This is a genomic window from Limosilactobacillus portuensis, from assembly GCF_014838735.1.
GTDB lineage: Bacteria > Bacillota > Bacilli > Lactobacillales > Lactobacillaceae > Limosilactobacillus > Limosilactobacillus portuensis.
Map to the genome: position 1 here is coordinate 55,149 of NZ_JABUXQ010000002.1, position 18,791 is coordinate 73,939.

General features: G+C 41.7%; 16 protein-coding genes and 1 pseudogene. 5 read left to right on the top strand and 12 right to left on the bottom strand.

Annotation, left to right across the window (positions count from 1 at the left end):
• Positions 1–3 precede the first annotated feature (3 nt).
• Positions 4–891, top strand: coding sequence for a 3-hydroxyacyl-CoA dehydrogenase (locus tag HUK49_RS01040; protein WP_191912322.1), 888 nt, complete (start codon positions 4–6; stop codon positions 889–891).
• Positions 892–907: 16 nt separating this feature from the next.
• Positions 908–1,797, top strand: a pseudogene (locus HUK49_RS01045) (3-hydroxyacyl-CoA dehydrogenase).
• A gap of 81 nt (positions 1,798–1,878) precedes the next feature.
• On the opposite strand, the gene HUK49_RS01050 reads toward HUK49_RS01045, so the two are convergent.
• A complete protein-coding gene (locus tag HUK49_RS01050; protein WP_191912323.1) occupies positions 1,879–4,029 on the bottom strand; it encodes a hypothetical protein in 2,151 nt (716 codons plus the stop codon).
• Between the two features lie 608 nt (positions 4,030–4,637).
• On the opposite strand from HUK49_RS01050, the gene HUK49_RS01055 reads away from it, so the two are divergent.
• On the top strand, positions 4,638–5,582 hold the full coding sequence (locus tag HUK49_RS01055) for a Dyp-type peroxidase (protein WP_102168202.1): 945 nt from the start codon (positions 4,638–4,640) through the stop codon (positions 5,580–5,582).
• Between the two features lie 382 nt (positions 5,583–5,964).
• Positions 5,965–7,452: a ribosomal protection-like ABC-F family protein gene (gene abc-f, locus HUK49_RS01060; RefSeq protein ID WP_191912324.1), complete on the top strand. Its 1,488-nt coding sequence runs from the start codon at positions 5,965–5,967 to the stop codon at positions 7,450–7,452.
• 6 nt (positions 7,453–7,458) lie between these two features.
• Here the strand turns inward: abc-f and HUK49_RS01065 are convergent, their stop codons facing one another.
• Positions 7,459–8,169 carry an alpha/beta hydrolase gene (locus HUK49_RS01065; RefSeq protein WP_191912325.1) on the bottom strand — a complete coding sequence of 237 codons (711 nt, stop codon included), beginning with the start codon at positions 8,167–8,169 and terminating at the stop codon, positions 7,459–7,461.
• 169 nt (positions 8,170–8,338) lie between these two features.
• Here HUK49_RS01065 and HUK49_RS01070 point away from each other — a divergent pair, with 169 nt between their 5' ends.
• Complete coding sequence (locus HUK49_RS01070) at positions 8,339–9,367, top strand: YeiH family protein (protein WP_191912326.1); 1,029 nt, start codon at positions 8,339–8,341, stop codon at positions 9,365–9,367.
• Positions 9,368–9,438: 71 nt separating this feature from the next.
• Here the strand turns inward: HUK49_RS01070 and HUK49_RS01075 are convergent, their stop codons facing one another.
• The 10 genes from HUK49_RS01075 to HUK49_RS01115 form a co-directional block, all read right to left on the bottom strand.
• Entirely contained in the window at positions 9,439–10,032 is a 594-nt protein-coding gene (locus HUK49_RS01075; RefSeq protein ID WP_191912327.1) for a class I SAM-dependent methyltransferase, read from the bottom strand.
• An 18-nt stretch (positions 10,033–10,050) separates the two neighbouring features.
• The gene (locus HUK49_RS01080; RefSeq protein WP_102168213.1) at positions 10,051–10,719 is read right to left on the bottom strand and encodes a potassium channel family protein; all 669 of its coding nucleotides are present in this window, start codon (positions 10,717–10,719) and stop codon (positions 10,051–10,053) included.
• Positions 10,712–12,055, bottom strand: coding sequence for a TrkH family potassium uptake protein (locus HUK49_RS01085; protein ID WP_191912328.1), 1,344 nt, complete (start codon positions 12,053–12,055; stop codon positions 10,712–10,714). Before HUK49_RS01085 ends, HUK49_RS01080 begins: the two co-directional genes overlap by 8 nt.
• Positions 12,056–12,267: 212 nt before the next feature.
• Positions 12,268–13,119: a DNA adenine methylase gene (locus tag HUK49_RS01090; protein WP_235980897.1), complete on the bottom strand. Its 852-nt coding sequence runs from the start codon at positions 13,117–13,119 to the stop codon at positions 12,268–12,270.
• Positions 13,109–13,549 (bottom strand): ATP-binding protein, encoded by a 441-nt coding sequence (locus HUK49_RS11095; RefSeq protein ID WP_235980899.1) that lies wholly within the window; start codon positions 13,547–13,549, stop codon positions 13,109–13,111. Before HUK49_RS11095 ends, HUK49_RS01090 begins: the two co-directional genes overlap by 11 nt.
• Before the next feature lie 198 nt (positions 13,550–13,747).
• Positions 13,748–14,311, bottom strand: coding sequence for an ATP-binding protein (locus HUK49_RS11100; RefSeq protein WP_235980902.1), 564 nt, complete (start codon positions 14,309–14,311; stop codon positions 13,748–13,750).
• A gap of 52 nt (positions 14,312–14,363) precedes the next feature.
• On the bottom strand, positions 14,364–15,383 hold the full coding sequence (locus tag HUK49_RS01100) for a hypothetical protein (protein WP_191912330.1): 1,020 nt from the start codon (positions 15,381–15,383) through the stop codon (positions 14,364–14,366).
• Between the two features lie 315 nt (positions 15,384–15,698).
• Positions 15,699–16,256, bottom strand: a complete 558-nt coding sequence (gene efp, locus HUK49_RS01105) for an elongation factor P (protein WP_040530735.1) — start codon at positions 16,254–16,256, stop codon at positions 15,699–15,701.
• A 171-nt stretch (positions 16,257–16,427) separates the two neighbouring features.
• On the bottom strand, positions 16,428–18,350 hold the full coding sequence (locus HUK49_RS01110; RefSeq protein ID WP_191912331.1) for a copper-translocating P-type ATPase: 1,923 nt from the start codon (positions 18,348–18,350) through the stop codon (positions 16,428–16,430).
• Positions 18,350–18,727, bottom strand: coding sequence for a cupredoxin domain-containing protein (locus HUK49_RS01115; protein WP_191912367.1), 378 nt, complete (start codon positions 18,725–18,727; stop codon positions 18,350–18,352). The genes HUK49_RS01110 and HUK49_RS01115 overlap by 1 nt, the downstream gene beginning before the upstream one ends.
• Between the last annotated feature and the right edge of the window lie 64 nt (positions 18,728–18,791).

Genomic DNA, 18,791 nt, shown 5'->3' on the forward strand with positions numbered 1-18,791 from the left:
ATAATGGCATTTCAAAATGTAACAATTGCTGGAACCGGTGTGCTTGGAAGCCAGATTGCTTATCAAACGGCATTAAATGGTTTCAACGTTACAGCATATGATCGCAATCCAGACACTGCTAAAAAGCGGGTTAGTGCGCTGAAGACAAGTTACCAAAACGATTTGGGACTCAGCGATGATGAATTCAACGCTGGTCTTAGTCGGCTTAGCTTTACTGCCGATCTTGCCGAAGCGGTTAAAGATGCTGATTATGTAATTGAAGCTTTACCAGAGAATCTGGAAATTAAGGAAGAGTTCTACAAGCAGTTATCAAAGCTTGCTCCGGAAAAGACTATTTTTGCAGGTAACTCCTCAACCATGGTTCCTAGTCAGCTAGTTAAGTTTGTCGATCGACCAGCAAAATTCCTGCACATGCACTTTGCCAATAAAATTTGGAAGTGTAATGTTGCCGAAATTATGGGAACTGAACAAACTGATCCAGCTGTTTTTCAAGAAGTAGTTGACTTTGCCCACGCAATTAAGATGGTACCAATTCCACTGCACAAAGAACAACCAGGATACGTCCTTAATTCCCTCTTGATCCCATTTGTAATTAGCGCAATGGCTCTTTGGGTAAAGGGCGTTGCCGATCCACAGACGGTTGATAAGGACTGGATGATCTCTACCGGTTCACCTGTTGGCCCGTTTATGATGCTCGATGACGTTGGTTTACGGACAGTTTGGAACATTGTTACTAACCTTTACGAATCTCGCCATCAAGAAATCTTCAAGGTAATTGCTGATCGACTTAAGGAAATGATTGATGCTGGTCACGAAGGACTTGAATCAGGCCAAGGGTTCTATCACTACCCTAACCCAGAATTCGCGGACCCGGATTTTCTTAAGAAGTAGAAGGGAGCACGTAATTATGTCATTTAAAAACATTACTGTTGCGGGTGCTGGTGTTTTAGGAAGCCAGATTGCCTACCAAATTGCGCTTAGTGGGTTTAATGTTACCGTTTATAACCATCACATTGATACCGCTGAAAAGCGAATTAATGCGTTAAAGGCAGATTATCAACGTGATCTCAACCTAACAGATCAAGAGTTCCAGGCTGGGTTAGATAACATTACTACAATTACCACTGATCTTCCAGAAGCCGTTAAGGACGCCGATTACGTCATCGAAGCTCTTCCCGAGTCATTAGAACTCAAGGAAAAGTTTTACGCTGAACTTTCGCAGGCTGCTCCTGCTAAAACGATCTTTGCAAGTAATTCTTCATCATTTATCCCCAGCCAGCTAGTTAAGTTTGTTGATCGACCAGCAAAATTCCTGCACATGCACTTTGCTAATAAAATTTGGCGGTTTAATGTTGCGGAAATTATGGGAACTGAACAAACTGATCCAGCAGTTTACCAAGAAGTGTTGACTTTGCTCGTGAAATTAAGATGGTGCCAATTGAAGTTCATAAGGAACAACATGGCTATGTTCTTAACGCTGTCTTAATGCCCCTTCTTGCTTCTGCAATGCAATTATGGGCAAATGATGTTTCTGATCCGCAAACAATTGATAAGGATTGGATGATTTCTACTAATTCACCAATGGGTCCATTTATGATCTTGGACATGGTTGGTTTACGAACCCCTTACCAAATGGAACTCAATGCTTATCAAACTACCAAAGATGAGATCCACCAAACAATTGCCCAGAAGTTAAAAGCAATGATTGATGCTGGACATGTTGGCCAAGAGTCAGGTCAAGGATTCTATCATTATCCTAACCCTGAGTTTGAAGATCCTGATTTTCTCAAGAAATAAATCAATAGCTATGAAATAGCAAAAAGATCACTAACGATGAAATTTCAATCGTTAATGATCTTTTTGTTTAAGTTTAATTTATTATTCCTGTCCTTCAGATAATGCGCCAAGAAGAGCAATTGCCATCATGTACCAAGCATTGGTGTCATCAAGCATTGGCAACTCGCTAGCATCATTAGGAGCCTGCTCAGCAATATTCTGAACTGGTTGTTGGGCTGGCGCTGGCTGTGGCTGCGGAGCCGGCTGCTGCTGAGTCTGTGGTTGTTGAACCGGTTGTGATTGTTGCTGAACCGGCTGTTGTGGCTGAACAGTAACTTGTGAAGCTGGTTCTTGGACTACAACTTCCTGTGGATTATCAGTGGCTTGCGGTTGTTGAACAACTGATTGTGGTTGTTGCTGTGGTGCCGTTGATTGTCCTTGTGGTGCTAATTGAACTACTACTTCCTGTGATTGCGGAGTAGTTGGTTGTGTTTGCTGGTGAACAACAACTTTTTGTTGAGGTGCAGTCTGTTGTGGCTGCGATTGTGGTTGTTGAACTGGTTGTGATTGCTGTTGACTAACCGGCTGTTGAATCACTGTTTCCCCAGCAGGTGATTCTTCAATTACCCCTTGGTCACTACTATTAGCTGCTGGTGAAGGTTGTTGTGCAGCCTGATGACGTAACACAGTAACGTTATAAGTGGCGATTGCCGGTGTGTTGTTGTCATCGGTTACTTGGATACTAATCCCTTTTGGTTTACCAAAGTATTCAAAATCAGGTGAGAAGGTCACTAATCCGGTACTTGGTTCCAAAATATAACTACCAATTCCCGAGATGGAAATCTTTTCAGCATTACTTACCTGACCATTAATAATAAATCGTGCCGGGTGGTTAGCATCAATCCGCGCCATTACTTGATCACTGCCACTAGTAATCCGAACCTTAGAAGTTTGACTCTGACCTTGTTCACCAATTGTTGGCGCAATCCGCGCACTTGGCCGAACAGCATCAACTGTTGGCTGGTACTGAAGGTTGGTCTGTTCGCCACTAGCAGACGTTATCCGAATAGTTACTTTATCTGGTTGACCAATAAAGTTTTTATCTGGCGCAAATGATACCGTTCCTGTATTAGGGTCAATTTGATATAGACCAACAGTCTGACCATTTTTAGTTGCGCTAAGCTGCTTACTTGCCTGACCATTACTAATAAACTCAATTGGCCACTTACTATCGAGCGGTCTTCCTGGTTCATTAGGACTAGAAATAATTGTAATCTGTGAAGTCTGGGTAACTCCTTGGATATCATGAGTGTTTTGCAACTGAATTCCTAAAACAGTCTGACTGAAATTACCAAGATAACTATGTCCATCTGAACCATAAGCAATAAATTCGATTGGTTGCGGACGACCAACAAACGTTCCGCTTGGTTGGTAGATAATCTCATTCTTTCCTCGATCAAGCCGGTAAACACCAATCTTTTCATCGTTCAAGATTGCATCAAGTGATTGAGCACCAGCTGCACTTCCGTTAACCCAGAACTTAATGTCCCTTACATCAATATTTGATGGCTTTTTCTCTTCAATCTTCTTCTCAGGATTAGTCCGTTGATAAAACAGATCAGTTGATGGGTTATCGTTTTGGGTAATCACGGGCAGATTATTTTTAATTGAAATTTTGGCATGTTGTTCCTTACCTTGCCAACCAACAGTTGATGGGTTAGAAACCTCACCACGAATAATTTGTGGTTGGAACCGAACAAAACCAATATATTCAAAATTACTGTCTGATAGGATCACGTAAGCTGGCGCAACCGGACCATTATAAGTGCTGTCAGTTAACTCAAAACTAACCTCAGCACCACGGTGGGCACCCTTAGAGGTTAACGTGTATGTCCCAATGTTGGTATCTGGAACCGGTTCACCATTTTCATCCATCTTCTGAGCAACCATCTTAACAGAATTTCGCCCAGTATCAATGTAGTTTCCTTCAACCCAAATAGAGGTATTCTTACCAAAAATCTGGTTTAAATTATTAGTTAGCGTAATGGGACCAAATGTAGCGGGCCACATTTCATCCCCTGACGTACTAACACTATAAAAGTTGTCCAGCTCAATACTTTGTGGCTGGTTAGAAAGGTTAGCCGTTTTTTGCCCAACTAAACTGTAGTAAACAATGTAATAGATATCAGTGTCCTTAGTAGGATCCTTTAAGGTTGCCGGATCAAACGTAGTTACAACGTTACCATCGCTCAATACCGAAGCATAACCACCTTCGACGGGGATATGAATCTTCTTAAATGAGCCATCCTCGTTCTGGGTGTATGGAATTGACCGTAATTTTTCTTGCTTTAACTATGTAAAACAACGGATCCGTAGTGTCCCTGCTCACCTTCATCGAAGTATTCATTAGCAGCAGTCAGTTGACTTGGATCCATTGGTTGATTTTGCTCATTAATATTCATTGTCTCACCGTCACTTTGCCTTATTGACCAGCCTGTTACAACCATTAATTATAAAAGTATTACCCCCGATTATTGATTGTAACGGTATAATTCATTTTCTATTCCCAATTGTTACTCTTCCTCATTCACAAGATTCTTTTGTGAAAGGTTGTGCTAATGGGGTTAGAATAACATTCGCCTGATAACCAAATTTTAAATTTCTTAATTTAAACTCTCAAAATAAATCGTATATCTATTTTAACGTAAATGCAATTATTATCATACACTTATCCCTATATAACTAAGTTTATTATTATTTAACTTTATTATACCTCTACCAGGTTCCTCCGAAGATTAAATGATACAATAAAAGTGAAATTAATAGTATTTTATCGGTCTTTTGTGAAGGGAGTAATTTAAATGGTCATGAATCCAAGTAAAGCTCAAGATGTCTGGAAAGACGCAGGAGAGCACGTTCAGTTTACGGTTCTTGAACTAAACCGCAAAGATCAAGCAAAAGAACAAGAGGCAATTCAAGAATTTGTGGATCGCTATCAGGCAATTATCAGATCATTACGAATCCGCGATAATGGTGGTAACCTGAAAACCTCATTAGGCTTTAGCAGTGATGCTTGGGATTATCTTTTTCCAAATGCTCCTAAGCCAAAGGAACTTGAACCATACCAAACTCTTTCCGGTGAGAAATATACAATGCCAGCCACTAAGGGAGATCTCTTCCTTCATATTCGGGCAAATGACGAGGCTGTTGTATACGAGCTCCTTCGTCAGTGTCGTCTTTTCCTGAAGGACTTTACTACCGTTGTCGACGAAACGAAGGGCTTCCGTTACTTTGAGGGACGGGCAATTATCGGCTTTATTGATGGTACTGAAGCGCCACAAGTTGAAGATGCCGCCCATTACGCAATCATTGGCGATGAAGACCCGTTTTTTGAAAACGGCTCATATGCCTTTGCTCAAAAATGGCGTCACCACATGGACATCTGGAATCAATTAACTACTGAAGATCAAGAGAAGGCTGTCGGTCGAAAGAAGTTTAGCGACCTTGAACTTGAAGATCACGAAAAGTTTGCTAACGCTCACAATGTTGCCTCACAAGCAACAATTAACGGTGTAGAACAGAAGATCGTCCGGATGAACGTTCCATACTCCGATCCCGTTGCCGGAAATACTGGAACTTACTTCATCGGTTATTCCCGTTATTGGAAGGTCACCAAGACAATGCTTGAAAACATGCTCAAGAAGAATGATTACCTGCTATCATTCTCTGATATTCTTTCCGGTCAGCTCTTCTTTATTCCTTCTCGTCCCCTATTAGACAAAATTGCGGATGGGGAATTAAATTAGAGTGTGAGCCCGTTAAAACCTTCCGGTGGCTAACGATTTCTCCGACGAACGGCGTTTTGCCGTCGGAGTCGGAGGTCGTTAGCTCGAGGAAGGTTAGGGCGAACACATTTCTACTCTATCGCAGCAAAATCACCATTTGACAACTCTTCTTAAAATTGGTATGCTCTGATTAACAATTTTGAGGAGGGATCATCCATTGAAGTTTTAATTCTACACAATTTACTGCAACTAATCTGTATCTATGACGCAGAAAGGTTGCTCACGGGTAGAATTATTATTTCAATGTGAAGATCATAAATTTAATGGTAGGAGAATACCATTTTAAAGGTCTGCCCGTGTGGTAGGCCTTTTTTGCGTCCATCGAAAGGACGTGACGAGTTTAATGGAAAACTTAACAATCAGAAACCTCTCATTTGCTTATCCAGGGCAAGCTCCCCTTTTCGATCACTGTAATTTAGATCTTGATGGTGACTGGAAATTGGGCTTACTTGGTAGAAACGGTCGTGGAAAAACTACTCTGATGAAGATTCTCCGTGGCCTTGTCAACTATCAAGGTTCGATCATTACTAATCTAAAACCGCAATATTTCCCGCTAACAATTAAGGATCCGGCTTTCCTTGCTGGAGACGCGGTAATTGAAGCAGTTCCAAACTCGTTTCTTGAGCCTTGGCAATTAGAGCGAGAGCTAAATTTGATGGCAACCAATCCTGAAATCTTATGGCAACCTTACTCAACATTAAGCGGTGGCGAACGGACAAAGCTCCAGCTAGCAGCCCTCTTTGCCAGTGATTACGATTATCTCCTTCTCGATGAACCAACAAACCATCTTGACCAGGTTGGTCGTAAACAAGTTGCTAACTATCTCCGGCAAAAAACTACCGGTTTCATCATCACCAGTCACGATCGAGAATTTCTTGATCAAATCATTGATCATACTCTAGTAATCGAAAAATCCCAACTAGTTTTAGAACGCGGAAATTATTCAACTTACTTTAAACAAAAAAAGCGTCGTGACCAAGAAGCAATCACGACTAATCAGCAATTGAAAACTGATATTAAAAAACTTAGACAGAGTCAACAGCAACGCCAGCAATGGGCCAAGCGAGCTGAAGGTGAGAAAAAGAATAACTCCCACGCTGATAAAGGATTTCTTGGCGCTAAGGCCGCAAAAATGATGAAGAAATCAGTGACCATTAATAACCGAATTGAACAAGCAATCAATGATAAACAAGGATTGCTTAACAACATCGATTCCATCACACCACTCTCGCTTAATCTTCAACAAGATCATCACCAAACTTTATTAACGATTAAGGACGTAACGCTCTCGTTTTCTGACCGGCAGCTCTTTGCCCCGCTGAATTTTACCGTTAAGCAAAATGAACAGGTCGCTCTCAGCGGCAGAAACGGTACCGGAAAGTCCAGCTTAATCCAGGCAATCTGTCAGCAATTTTCCGGGAATATTAACGGAACGATTGAGCTTGCCAGCAATATTACGGTTAGTACGGTTCGTCAAGACTATTCAGATAATTCAGGAAGCCTCACTGAATTTGCAAAGAATAATCATCTTGATCTCAAGCTATTTCTTAACCTTCTTCACAAGCTAGGGGTTCCCCGCTCAGCCTTTAATAACAAAATTGAGACGATGAGCATGGGGCAGCAAAAGAAGGTTGAATTGGCACGATCACTAGCTACTCCTGCCCATCTCTATATCTGGGATGAACCATTAAATTACCTGGACACATATAATCAGGAGCAGCTAATTGACTTAATTCAAACATACCGACCACCGCTCCTCTTTGTGGAACACGATCACCATTTCATTGAGCAGGTAGGTTCGAAGATTATTCAATTAAATAAAGATGAGTAAACCGCCCTAATTCATTGCTTTCAGCCAATTAAGAAAGAGGTTAAACCATTCGCTCATGTGTTCATCCGTCCGGTCATTATTAACGATTCCCGTATACTTATTAGCAAGTGCCAGTCCGTGGTTACCAGTGCAGAATTCGTGAAGTTCGACTGAAACGTCATGAGCTCTCAATGCTTGAACGTATGGCAAAATATGATCATTGAATGGTGTTACTTGGTCATTAAACGACCCCCAAATAAACGTTGCCGGAGTATTATCGTTAACAAGTCGAGTAACATCCTCAGTTACCACGCCCATTCGATCGTCAATCGTCGGTTTAATTACTGGATAGCCAAGACCAACAAACTTAGCCTTCGTGTGAGCGATATTACTGTACGCAGCCGCTAACTGTCCTCCAGCTGAAAAACCGATAATTCCTAACCGCTCTGGATCAACGTTTAGTTCGTCAGCATGAGCAACAATATGGTCAAATGCCTGAGCAACTGCTGATTTAGCTGCTTGGTAATCTTTATGTTCAACTACCGGATAACGAACCACAAATGTCTGAAAAGCGTGACTCGCAAAAGTAATTGCCACCCGTTCAGAATCACGCTCCATAATCTCGTTGTAACTGCCTCCGGGGATAATTACGATTCCGGGTAGCGGCTCATCACTATTACTATGATAAATATCTAACGAAGAAAAAGACTGAAATAGTGAAACATTTTGAATATCCATTAATATCCCTCCATTTTTTGACACCTTTATTTTCATGCTTTTTGAAGACAACTTCAAGCAGAATGACTGCGGCAACCGTTTACATTTAACTTTCTTAATAAATCCCCTTGTTTATACTCATGGATCTGCTAAAGTTATACAGGATTAAAGAGAGGGGAATTATTAAATAATGTCAATTATTAAAACAAAGAGTTTCTGGCTAGCAGCTGTAATGACACTCATCTGTGCAGTTGCGGGAGTTCTTTTAGCAAAACTACCATATGTTAACCTAATTGGTGCCCTAGTAATTGCGTTGCTTCTTGGGATTGCAATGCAGCTGACACCAAGTAAATTACAAACTGATGCTAAATCTGGAATGGGCTTCATCTCAAACAAGTTTCTTCGCCTTGGGATTATCCTTCTTGGTTTTCGGTTAAATCTCGAATCACTCGCCCAGGCTGGGGTAAAAACAATCTTAGTTGCGATGGTCGGGGTTACCGGAACGATCTGCCTAACTTACTGGCTCAGCCGAAAATTCGGTGCTGAAGATGAATTAGCAATTTTATCAGCTTGTGGTTGTGGAATTTGTGGTGCCGCTGCCGTCATGGGAGTTTCACCACAGATCGAAACTACCGATGAAGAACGGAAACGGGAAAATGAGGTCCTCGCGGTAGCAGTTGTTTGTGTCATGGGAACTGTCTTTACCCTGATTGAAATTGGCCTTAAACCACTTCTTGGCTTAACCGATCCCCAATTTGGCATTGTTGCTGGTGGATCACTTCATGAAATTGCCCATGCAGTCGCTGCTGGAGGAGCCTTTGGTGAAGCTAGTCTAGATAATGCGTTAATCATGAAACTTTCTCGGGTCCTTCTTCTTGCCCCGGTAGCTTTAATTGTCGGTTACTGGTACCAACGGCGGCTTATCCGTGAAAGCATTGAAGAACACGAACAGGCACCAAAGAAATTGCCGATTCCGTGGTTCCTGGGTGGTTTCATCCTTACCAGTATTTTGGGAACATTTCTGCCACTTCCTGCTGGACTCCTTGATGGTCTTGTTCAAGCAGCTTACATCTTTTTGGGAATGGCAATGGCAGCTCTTGGAATCTCAGTTAATTTCCGGGTTATCTTCAAACGTGGTGGTGCTGTCTTTGGCGCTGCCATCATCAGTTCAACCTGTTTACTAATCTTTATGATTGTTATGAGTCGCCTCTTCTTCTAAAAATTACTTTTAAACTGATAAAGCCTTTAGCATTCGGCTAATACCGAATGCTAAAGGCTTTTCTGTTATTCTTATCTTCTCGCCATTAGGACGCTGGTCTTTAACCATGGACCGCCCCACCAACCATTGATACCGGTTGGGACTACTCTTATGTCTTGAAAACCGAGGTTATTCAGAAGTGGACGGTATTGTTGAAGGTTACCAAAATCAACAATGATTAGGGTACCATTAGGTTTCATTACTCGAACTGCTTCCTGAATTGCCCGTCCCCGGTTAATTGCGGGAGAAACACTATGAAAAGTAAATGTTGAAAGAACATAGTCATAGTGGCGGCTCGCCAACGGAAGGTTCAGCAAACTACCATCAACCAGTTTCGCCCGATCGGCAACCCGATTTTCCTTGATCCGCTCACTTTCCTGCTTTGTCACGTTTTCATTACCAATGTTGACTCCCGTTACCTTTCCTGGAGCCTTTAACCGCTTTGCCACATCGATAAATAGACCCGCATAGTTTAGCCCTAGGATTGTAACCTGAGCGTTCTCAGGCATCTTTAGTTCCCGAAGAATTTGTCCCCAAATTAAACTCCGTCCCCGAAATAGCGTATTGCAATAAATCCCTATCACTAACAAGATTAAGATAATAATAATCACTAATAATACCTTCATGATTTACCCTCTTTTCGGTCAAGCAACAATACTATTAAGTTTCTTAATGTCCTTTAAGTCACCCACTACTGTAATTTTATCATGTGGCTTGATCACATCACTAGCTTGAGGCATCTGGTTAACCTCATCATCAGCATTTACGATAATAATGACGTTAACGTTAAACCGATTCCGAAAATCAAGCTCGTCTAAAGTCTTACCAAAGAACTTTGGGTTATTAATATTAACCTCAGCCAACGTGACCTTCTTACTGAGCTGGACATAATCAATTACACCTGGATTCAACTGTTGAAAGACAAGCCGCTTTGCTAAATCATGTTCTGGTCGTACAACCTGATCGGCCCCGATTTTCTCAAGGACCCGGGCATGGTTCGCATTCTCTGCTCGACAGATAACATCCTTTGCCCCTAATTCTTTGGCAATTAATGTTACCATAATGCTGGCTTCAACGTTCTTTCCGATAGAAACGTAAACATGATCGAAGCTCCCAATATCAAGATCGCGGAGGGCGTCCTCATCCTGAGCATCGGCAATTACCGCTCGCATAACAGAGTCAGCGTATTCATTAATTACCTCTTCATTACTATCAATTGCAAGGACTTCTTGCCCCGCCTGAACAAGCGCATCACAAATAGACGAACCAAATTGTCCTAAACCAATGACAGCATAGCTTTCTCGTTTAACCAATTAAGACACCTTCCTTTGGATACCGGTATTCCCGTTGTTTTGGCTGAGCATTGAGAATTGAATACATGACCGTATAGATCCCAACCCGACCAATAAACATCAAAAACATAATAATCAATTTACCAACAAAATTTAGACTTGGTGTAATTCCAAGAGAAATTCCCGTTGTTCCAAAGGCCGCTGTAGCCTCAAAAGTAACGTATGTTAACGAATCATGTCGGGGAAGTGCTTGGGTTTCGACTAATATCAAAATTGAAATCATTAAAATCGCAAACGCAACAAACAGCAGCGTCAAGGCCCGAAAGACATTTTCATCCGTAAACCGGCGATGGTCAAAAACCGTATCTCTTCGTCCACGTAAGGTTGCAATACTTTGAAGCGTTAGTAACCCAATTGTTGTGGTTTTAATCCCTCCAGCAGTCGACCCTGGTGCACCACCAATAAACATTAGAATAATTGTTGTACTAATTCCGGCAGCACTCAATTTTGTATACGGGACGGTAACGAGTCCAGCTGTCCGGGGAGTAATTGCCATGAAAATCGTGTTAAACAGTCGCTGCGGGTAGGTTAACTCCCTACTAAACTGACTTAAATTATGTTCAGTCAAAAAGTAAACCAATGCTGAAATAACAAAGATAACTGCTCCAGTCCGGAGAACTAAATGCGTATGAAGCGACAAGTGGTGACGCTTAGGAAATTGAAGCAGGTCTTGCCAAACCAGGAACCCAAATGAACCGGTAATGATTAACACAGCCATTACCGTTAGCATATAAGGATCCTTTGCGTAATCTTCAAGACTATTCCCGGTCAAATCAAACCCAGCATTACAAAACGCCGAGATAGAATAAAAAGCACTAAACCACAGTCCCTTTTTCAACCCGTAGCGAGGATAAAAGTCAATAAAAAGCAAGCCCATTCCTGCAAGTTGGATAATAATCGATAGACGAATAATCAAGTTAACCACATTTAACTGAGAAAGATGGTCAAGATTGAGGGCCTCTTGAGTTAATAACCGTGTCGACATCCGCATTCGTTGATGGATTAATAAGGACATCATTACCGCAAATGTCATAAAACCCAATCCACCAACTTCCATTAGGATCGCAATTACCACTTGACCAAAGAAGGACCAGTAAGTTGCCGTTGGTACTAACGTCAAGCCAGTCACACAGGTTGCACTAGTAGAAGTAAAAAAGGCGGTCATAATATCATCACTCCGCCCAGAACGCGTTGCAATCGGCAATGATAATAAAATCGTCCCGAGAAAAATGATCGCTAAAAAGCCCCAAGTTAGTATCTTGGGAAAGGAATATTTATGGTTAAAAATCTCGATCATTAACGACCACCGCCTAATTCACCTAGTATGCTTTCTATCTTAACATTAACTACTGATCACATTAACAATTTCCGACAAAAAAGGCAACGGTATAATACCGTCGCCCTTTTTGTGATTCAAAGTAATTAATTGGATAAAATAATCCATAACTAGTTATACCATAAAATATAAATTTTGTCCCGTTATCTTTTCAATTGACTTATTGTATCCGTTCAATCTCCATAAGTCGTAATAATCACTTCGCCAACTTTGCCCCGCTTATTTCCCTTTGAATTAACACTTCGCCGTGCCTGAACATGGTGAATATGAAACTGCCGATCAGTGTATAGTTGCTCAATCAGCGGCACATCAGAATTCGATAACATTACTTTGACACCGCGATCAGCTAATTGGAGTGCTAAGTCACGCAATTCCTCTTGCTGGGTTAAACCAAAACCGTCCTTGGTATAACTCGTAAATGCAGCTGTTTGATTTACAGGAATATACGGCGGATCAAAATAAACAAAGTCATTCTCTTGGGCACTAGCAACCGCAACCTTATAGTCACCCTGAAGGATTTTAATATCATGAGTAGCTAGATAATGGTGATCATTTCGAATCGCATTGACTGGAATATTAACCTTCTTGTGAGCACCATAAGGAACATTATTTTGTCCCTTAGAATTAACCCGCCATAATCCATTAAAGCCAGCCTTATTCAAATAGATAAAGCGCGCTGCCCGTTCAACTGCAGACATTTTTGACAAACGACCGTCACGATCAGCTAACCGAATATCCAAATAATATTCTTTACTATCATTATCTGCATGTTCGCTAACCAGACTAATTAGCTTCTCAGGCTGTTCTCTAACCCCTTGCCAAGCATTAATTAATTCCTCATTAAAATCATTAACCGTTGCTTTCTTCGGGAGAAGGTTAAGTAGATTAGCCCCGCCCCCGATAAACGGCTCAAAATATCGATTGAATTTTTTCGGATAATAGGATGCTAATTCGGTTAGTAATTGTCGTTTACCACCAACCCATTTTACAAATGGCACAGCAGTTGTTTGTCCTTCAGTCTCCATTCTCTTCAATCCCATCATGATTATTTTCCCACCATTTTGGCAGGTTAACCTTTATTTTTCGTTGTGGTGTATTCGCTAGCAACAAGATTGCCTCCCCAGTTGATAAGCAACTGATTTCGTGTAAATCAAGCCCATCAGCAATTGCTAGGCTTAAAAGTTCCTCTGGACTCGTCAAATGATGAAGGAGGAGGTTAGCAAATTGTGACCGTAAGCGGGCCGGCAAGTCTAACGGCGACTGGGTAGTCAATGTCATTGATAAGCCAACTTTGCGTCCTTCGCGGAGAACCTGGAAAATGCCGTTATCCGCAAGCTGGTGTTCATCTCGTGGTAAGTATCGGTGGGCTTCATCAAGAACGATATTAACCGGAAAATTATTAGATTTTTGCAAGCGAGTAGTCAAAAGGTTCTTTAGCAGCAACGAGATCACCACCCGTTGACTCTCCTCATATTGCTTCAATTTTGAAAGATCAATTACTAATGTCCGGTGACTGCTCCGATGTTCCAAAAACATTTTAATGACAAAATTTAATTCTGTCTTAAAAACTCCTGGATGTGGCTCCGGATCAAATAATACCCGAAAGGCATCGCTGATAAGACGTTGACGAATTGTCGCAATTGCATTCCATTCTCAATTAATCGTTGGCCGATCATACTGTTGCCCAAGCAATGCATAATCAGCTCGTTCATCAGGATACGGGATTACGAATTCCGCAATTAATTGTTCAGCTAACTGCTGGGGTGCAAATGAACGGGACCAGTTGCTGAGCTTTGCTAATTGTTTTTGATAATCTGCAATTGGAACCCCAATTTTAACATACGGTTTATTCGACTGAACAATGTTTTGCTGGATTCGTAGCGCATCAACGGCCTGCGCTAATTTATCGTTAAGAAGCTGATTACCATGAATCCGCAATGCTTCTCGTAGTTGATGAGCACTTAACTGTCCAGCCTCAAGATAAGCATTTTCGCCTAATTTATAGGTTACTGAGTTAGGAAGTTTTGAATACTCACCAGTTGGATCGAAAATAATCGTGGTGTAGTTAGTACGTTGCAATTGATCAAGTAATGATAACGTACTCGTGGTTTTACCGCTTCCCGTTTGTCCCACGACAAGTAAATGATGGGCAACTAAAGGATGAATATCCTGAACTGGCTTTCCAGCGCTCGTTATTGCAAATGTTGTTTGAGTCATATGATGCAGCCCTCCAATTTGATCCGCGTCTATCCTCTCCCTATTCTACTCTTTACCGTTCACTTACGATAGTCGCCACCAGCTGTCTGGCTTCCCGAACGCCAAATGAATGAGATGATTTTACTGGATAACGATGCGTCTTTAAAATCTGCAGTGCTTGTGTCCGGTTAATCCTTAATTGTTCTGCAAGCGGCTCAGTTATTAAAACGTAGAATGCCAGCTCACGTAATTTGATTGCTAGCTGGGTCCGCGCCTTAGTCAGGGTTAATGTGTTAAGTGCTTTCCAATTTTGGATCAAGAACCGACTCTTCCTTCTTTGGAGGGCATAATTTGTCGCGTTGCTTTTTACCCGGTGAAGTTCCTGTTGTCCTAAACCCTGTTCACTTAGCTGATACGTGAGTAATGTAATCTGTTGCTCTATCTGTCGCCAATCGTCGGCAATTGATGCTAATAACTGCTGGATCTGCTCTTTAGTTAGCCGTGGCCGGTTTCCTGATTGCAGTTGCTCAACCAGGACACGTAAGTCATGCTCGTCAGTTTTATATAGTGGTAAATTAACCTGACTAAAGAGCTGACAGCGTTGAAACAAAATTGTACTTTCCCGGTTCTTAAACCCATTATGTTGGCAGGCATAGTCAAATAACTTCTCAGGGAAGCGTTGTCCAGATTGGTACTTCAACAGGATGCTATCCATGTACAGATGAACCTCATTAATCCCCCGCTGAATCTCCTTAGCAACTGCCATTGGGATACTTGCATGCTGTTGAAAATGGGTAATTCCTAAACATAGCCGTTTTCCTGTCGAACGTGAGCGAAGAATAAACTGGTTCTTTAACCGGCGTCCACAATCACAGTAAAGGTTTTCGCCATGGTGACCGTGCGCTCGTCGATACCAAGGATCAACAACCATCCCCACAAACTGCCAATCAGTATTCTGTAAATAGTGACAAGTGTGAAACTGCGAAAGCATTGTGAAGCGGGTAAATTCACTTAGGGCTTCGATCTGTCGTTCATTTAATTGTTGTAAAATGCCAGCTCTGTGTTCAGCCGTCATCGTAACTATCTTTTTCAAAATCGTCACTACTCCACTAAAATAAATTGTTATCTAAATATACTAGAACAATTGTTCGAAGTCAAATTCTTGTTCAAGTGATAACACTAACTTGTAAAAAAGACTAAGCTGAAATTTCAGCTTAGTCTTTTTTGAATTTATCAATTTCGTCTGTGAACCCACTCAACTACTGCGCTTCGCCGTGACGTTCCAGACTTCACAGTCAAAATGTGCTCGCCAGGAACTTGCTAGAGATAACACCCTCCCTCCTAGGCGCAAGTCGCCTTTGTCGGGAGTTAATGTTATCTTTCCGCAAGTTCTTTGCTGACTCACACTCTAGGCACGTGACTTGTAAGATCCATCAGTAGTGTTGATGATCAGCTTGTCACCGTTCTTGATGAAGGCAGGAACGTTAACAACTAAACCAGTAGTCATTGTAGCTGGCTTACCACCACCATCAATAGTGGCACCCTTAATCATTGGTTGAGTGTCAGCAACTTCAAGTTCAACAGTGGTTGGTAATTCGATCCCAACGATTTCACCATCAACAAAGTTAACAGTAACCTTCATATTTTCAACCAAGTACTTCTTGTCATCGCCTAGTTGACTAGCAGAAACTTCGTATTGGTCATAGTTTTCCATGTCCATAAATACTGAAGCATCGCCTTGGTCGTAAAGGTATTGTGCTTGGCGCTTGTCAACGTTAACTTGTTCAACCTTTTCGGATGGACGCATAGTAGTGTGGACAATAGAACCAGTCCGAACGTCTTGGATGTCCATTTGCATCAAAGTGTTACCCTTACCTGGCTTGTGGTGGTTGATTTGAAGAACCCGGAGCAACTTGCCACCGCGTTCAAAAACCATTCCTTTTTTCAGATCGATTGTTTGAATCATAACTAAAAACTCCTTCACGTATTTTTGAACTACGCTCTCGCAATGAGAGTATGATCCAGGATCACATTAATCCCGTCCTCATGGCTTCGTTCGTAATTTTGCTCATAAAGTATTCGGTTCCTATTGTATCACACCTACCACAGCAATTTAGTTAAAATCAAAAATTAAGTTCTAGGCGTCCTCAATTTTCGTCCAATTTAATAACAGCGAAGAAGTAACAACGGAAACGGAGCTAAAGGCCATCGCTAATGCGGCAAATTCTGGGCTAAGGGTCAAGCCAACACCAACAAAGACACCAGCAGCAATTGGGATCCCGATAACGTTATAGATTAATGCCCAGAAGAGATTTAGCTTAATCCGATTAAAGGTTTTCTGACTAATCGACAATGCCCGGACAACGCCACGTAAATCATTTTTAACAAGGACAATACTTCCTGATTCAATCGCAATATCAGTTCCTGAACCCATCGCAATTCCGACATCAGCCGTGGTCAAAGCTGGTGCATCATTAATTCCGTCACCAACAAAAGCAACCTTTTTCCCATTCTTTTGCAACGATTCAATTACAGCTGACTTTTGATTTGGCATCACTCCGGCAACGACATCATCAATACCAACTTCCTTTGCAATTGCTTGGGCAACCTGTTCATTATCACCGGTAATCATTACCGTCCGAAGTCCCCGTGCTTTTAATTGGGCGATTGCCGTAGCAGAACTCTCCTTTGGCGTATCTTGAATAGCAATCAACCCAACAATCTCATCGCCAAGGCCAACATAAACCACCGTCTTGGCTTCGCTTTGAAGTTTACCTGCCTGTTCTTTCAGCTTTTCTGCTAACTGTTCGTTTTTAGCTAATTTCAAGCTCCTGACAAATGCTGGCTGACCATCAAGTTTTGCTGTTACCCCTTGACCTTCAACCGCTTTAAAATCAGTTACCTGAAGAAGCTTAATTTTTTCTTGTTGAGCTTTTTCCACAATTGCCTTAGCAAGCGGGTGTTCGGATGACGCTTCTAAGCTTCCGGCAACCTGTAAAGTCTTAGCTTGCTCACCGATCACGTCAGTAACAGTTGGCTTACCAATAGTAATTGTTCCAGTTTTATCAAAGGCAATTATCTTTACAGCATTAATTTCTTCAAGTGCCTGACCATCCTTAATCAAAACACCCATTTTGGCGGCTCGACTTGTTCCAACCATTAAAGCAGTTGGGGTTGCTAATCCTAATGCACATGGGCAGGCAATTACAATCACGGCTACCGCAAAAAGCATTGCATTCACCGCCGTTGCCCCGAGGAAAACATACCACACTACAAAGGTGATAATTGCAATGATCAAGACTGTCGGAACAAAGATTCCTGAAATTCGGTCAGTGAGATTCTGAATTGGCGCATGGCTAGTTTGGGCCTTCTTGACCATCTCAACAATCTGGGCAAGGACAGTTTCATCCCCAACCTTCGTGGCACGAAACTCAATTGCCCCGTCACCGTTAATCGTTGAACCGATTACGTTATCGCCAACCTTTTTTCTCACTGGCATACTTTCACCAGTCACCATTGACTCATCAACAGTTGTCGATCCCTTCGTAATGACACCATCAACGGCGATCTTCTGTCCAGGTTTAACCCGAATAATGTCACCCTTTTTAACTTGGCTTAATGGTACTTGGACAAACTTACCGTCCCGTAAAACGTCAGCTTCCTTTACTTGTAAATCGAGAAGCTTTTTGAGAGCGTTTGACGCGTTGTTATGCATCCGTTCTTCCATCGTATCACCGAGCAATACGAAAACAGCAATAAAATCAGCACTTTCAAAGTAGACTGCCCGTCCCGTTATCATTGCAAAAATACTATAGAAATAAGCAATTCCCGTTCCTAACGCAACCAAAGTGTTCATGTTCGCATGATGATTCTTAAAGGCAACCCACGCACTCGTCCAGTAAGGCACCGCTGCCACTAGCATTACCAAGGTTGTTGTAATTAAAGCGATCCAATTATATCCAGGCATCATCCAATGAAACGGCATTGCCAGCATTTGGATAATCATCGGGATCGTTAGAATAAATGAAATCCAAAAACGCTGGATACTAGAAAGTTTCATTACTTAACAACCACCTTTCCATGGAACATGTCCATCCCACAAGCAAAATTGTATTCACCAGCTTTATCAGTAGGAATCTTAATTGAAGTTACCGGTTGCTTAGTAAGGTCCTTATCAATTCCCAACTTACTAAAAACAACGTGGGATAGACAGGCTGTTCCGTCCTTCATCTCAAAGTTAACAGTTGCTGGAACCCCCTTCTTCAAAACAACCTTTTCTGGGGAATAGCCACCGTGAACGACTACCGTTGCAGTTTGATGTTGATCATTAACCGTTGCTCTTTCGCTGCTTTCGGTATGTTTACCAAAGAACCACCAAATAATTCCCGCAATTAACGCAATCGCCACAATTAAAACAATGATTTGTGCCATGATAATTTCCTCCGCTTCTGTCGTTTACAAATGTAATTTATAATTCTATTGTAAATCATTGTTTACATTT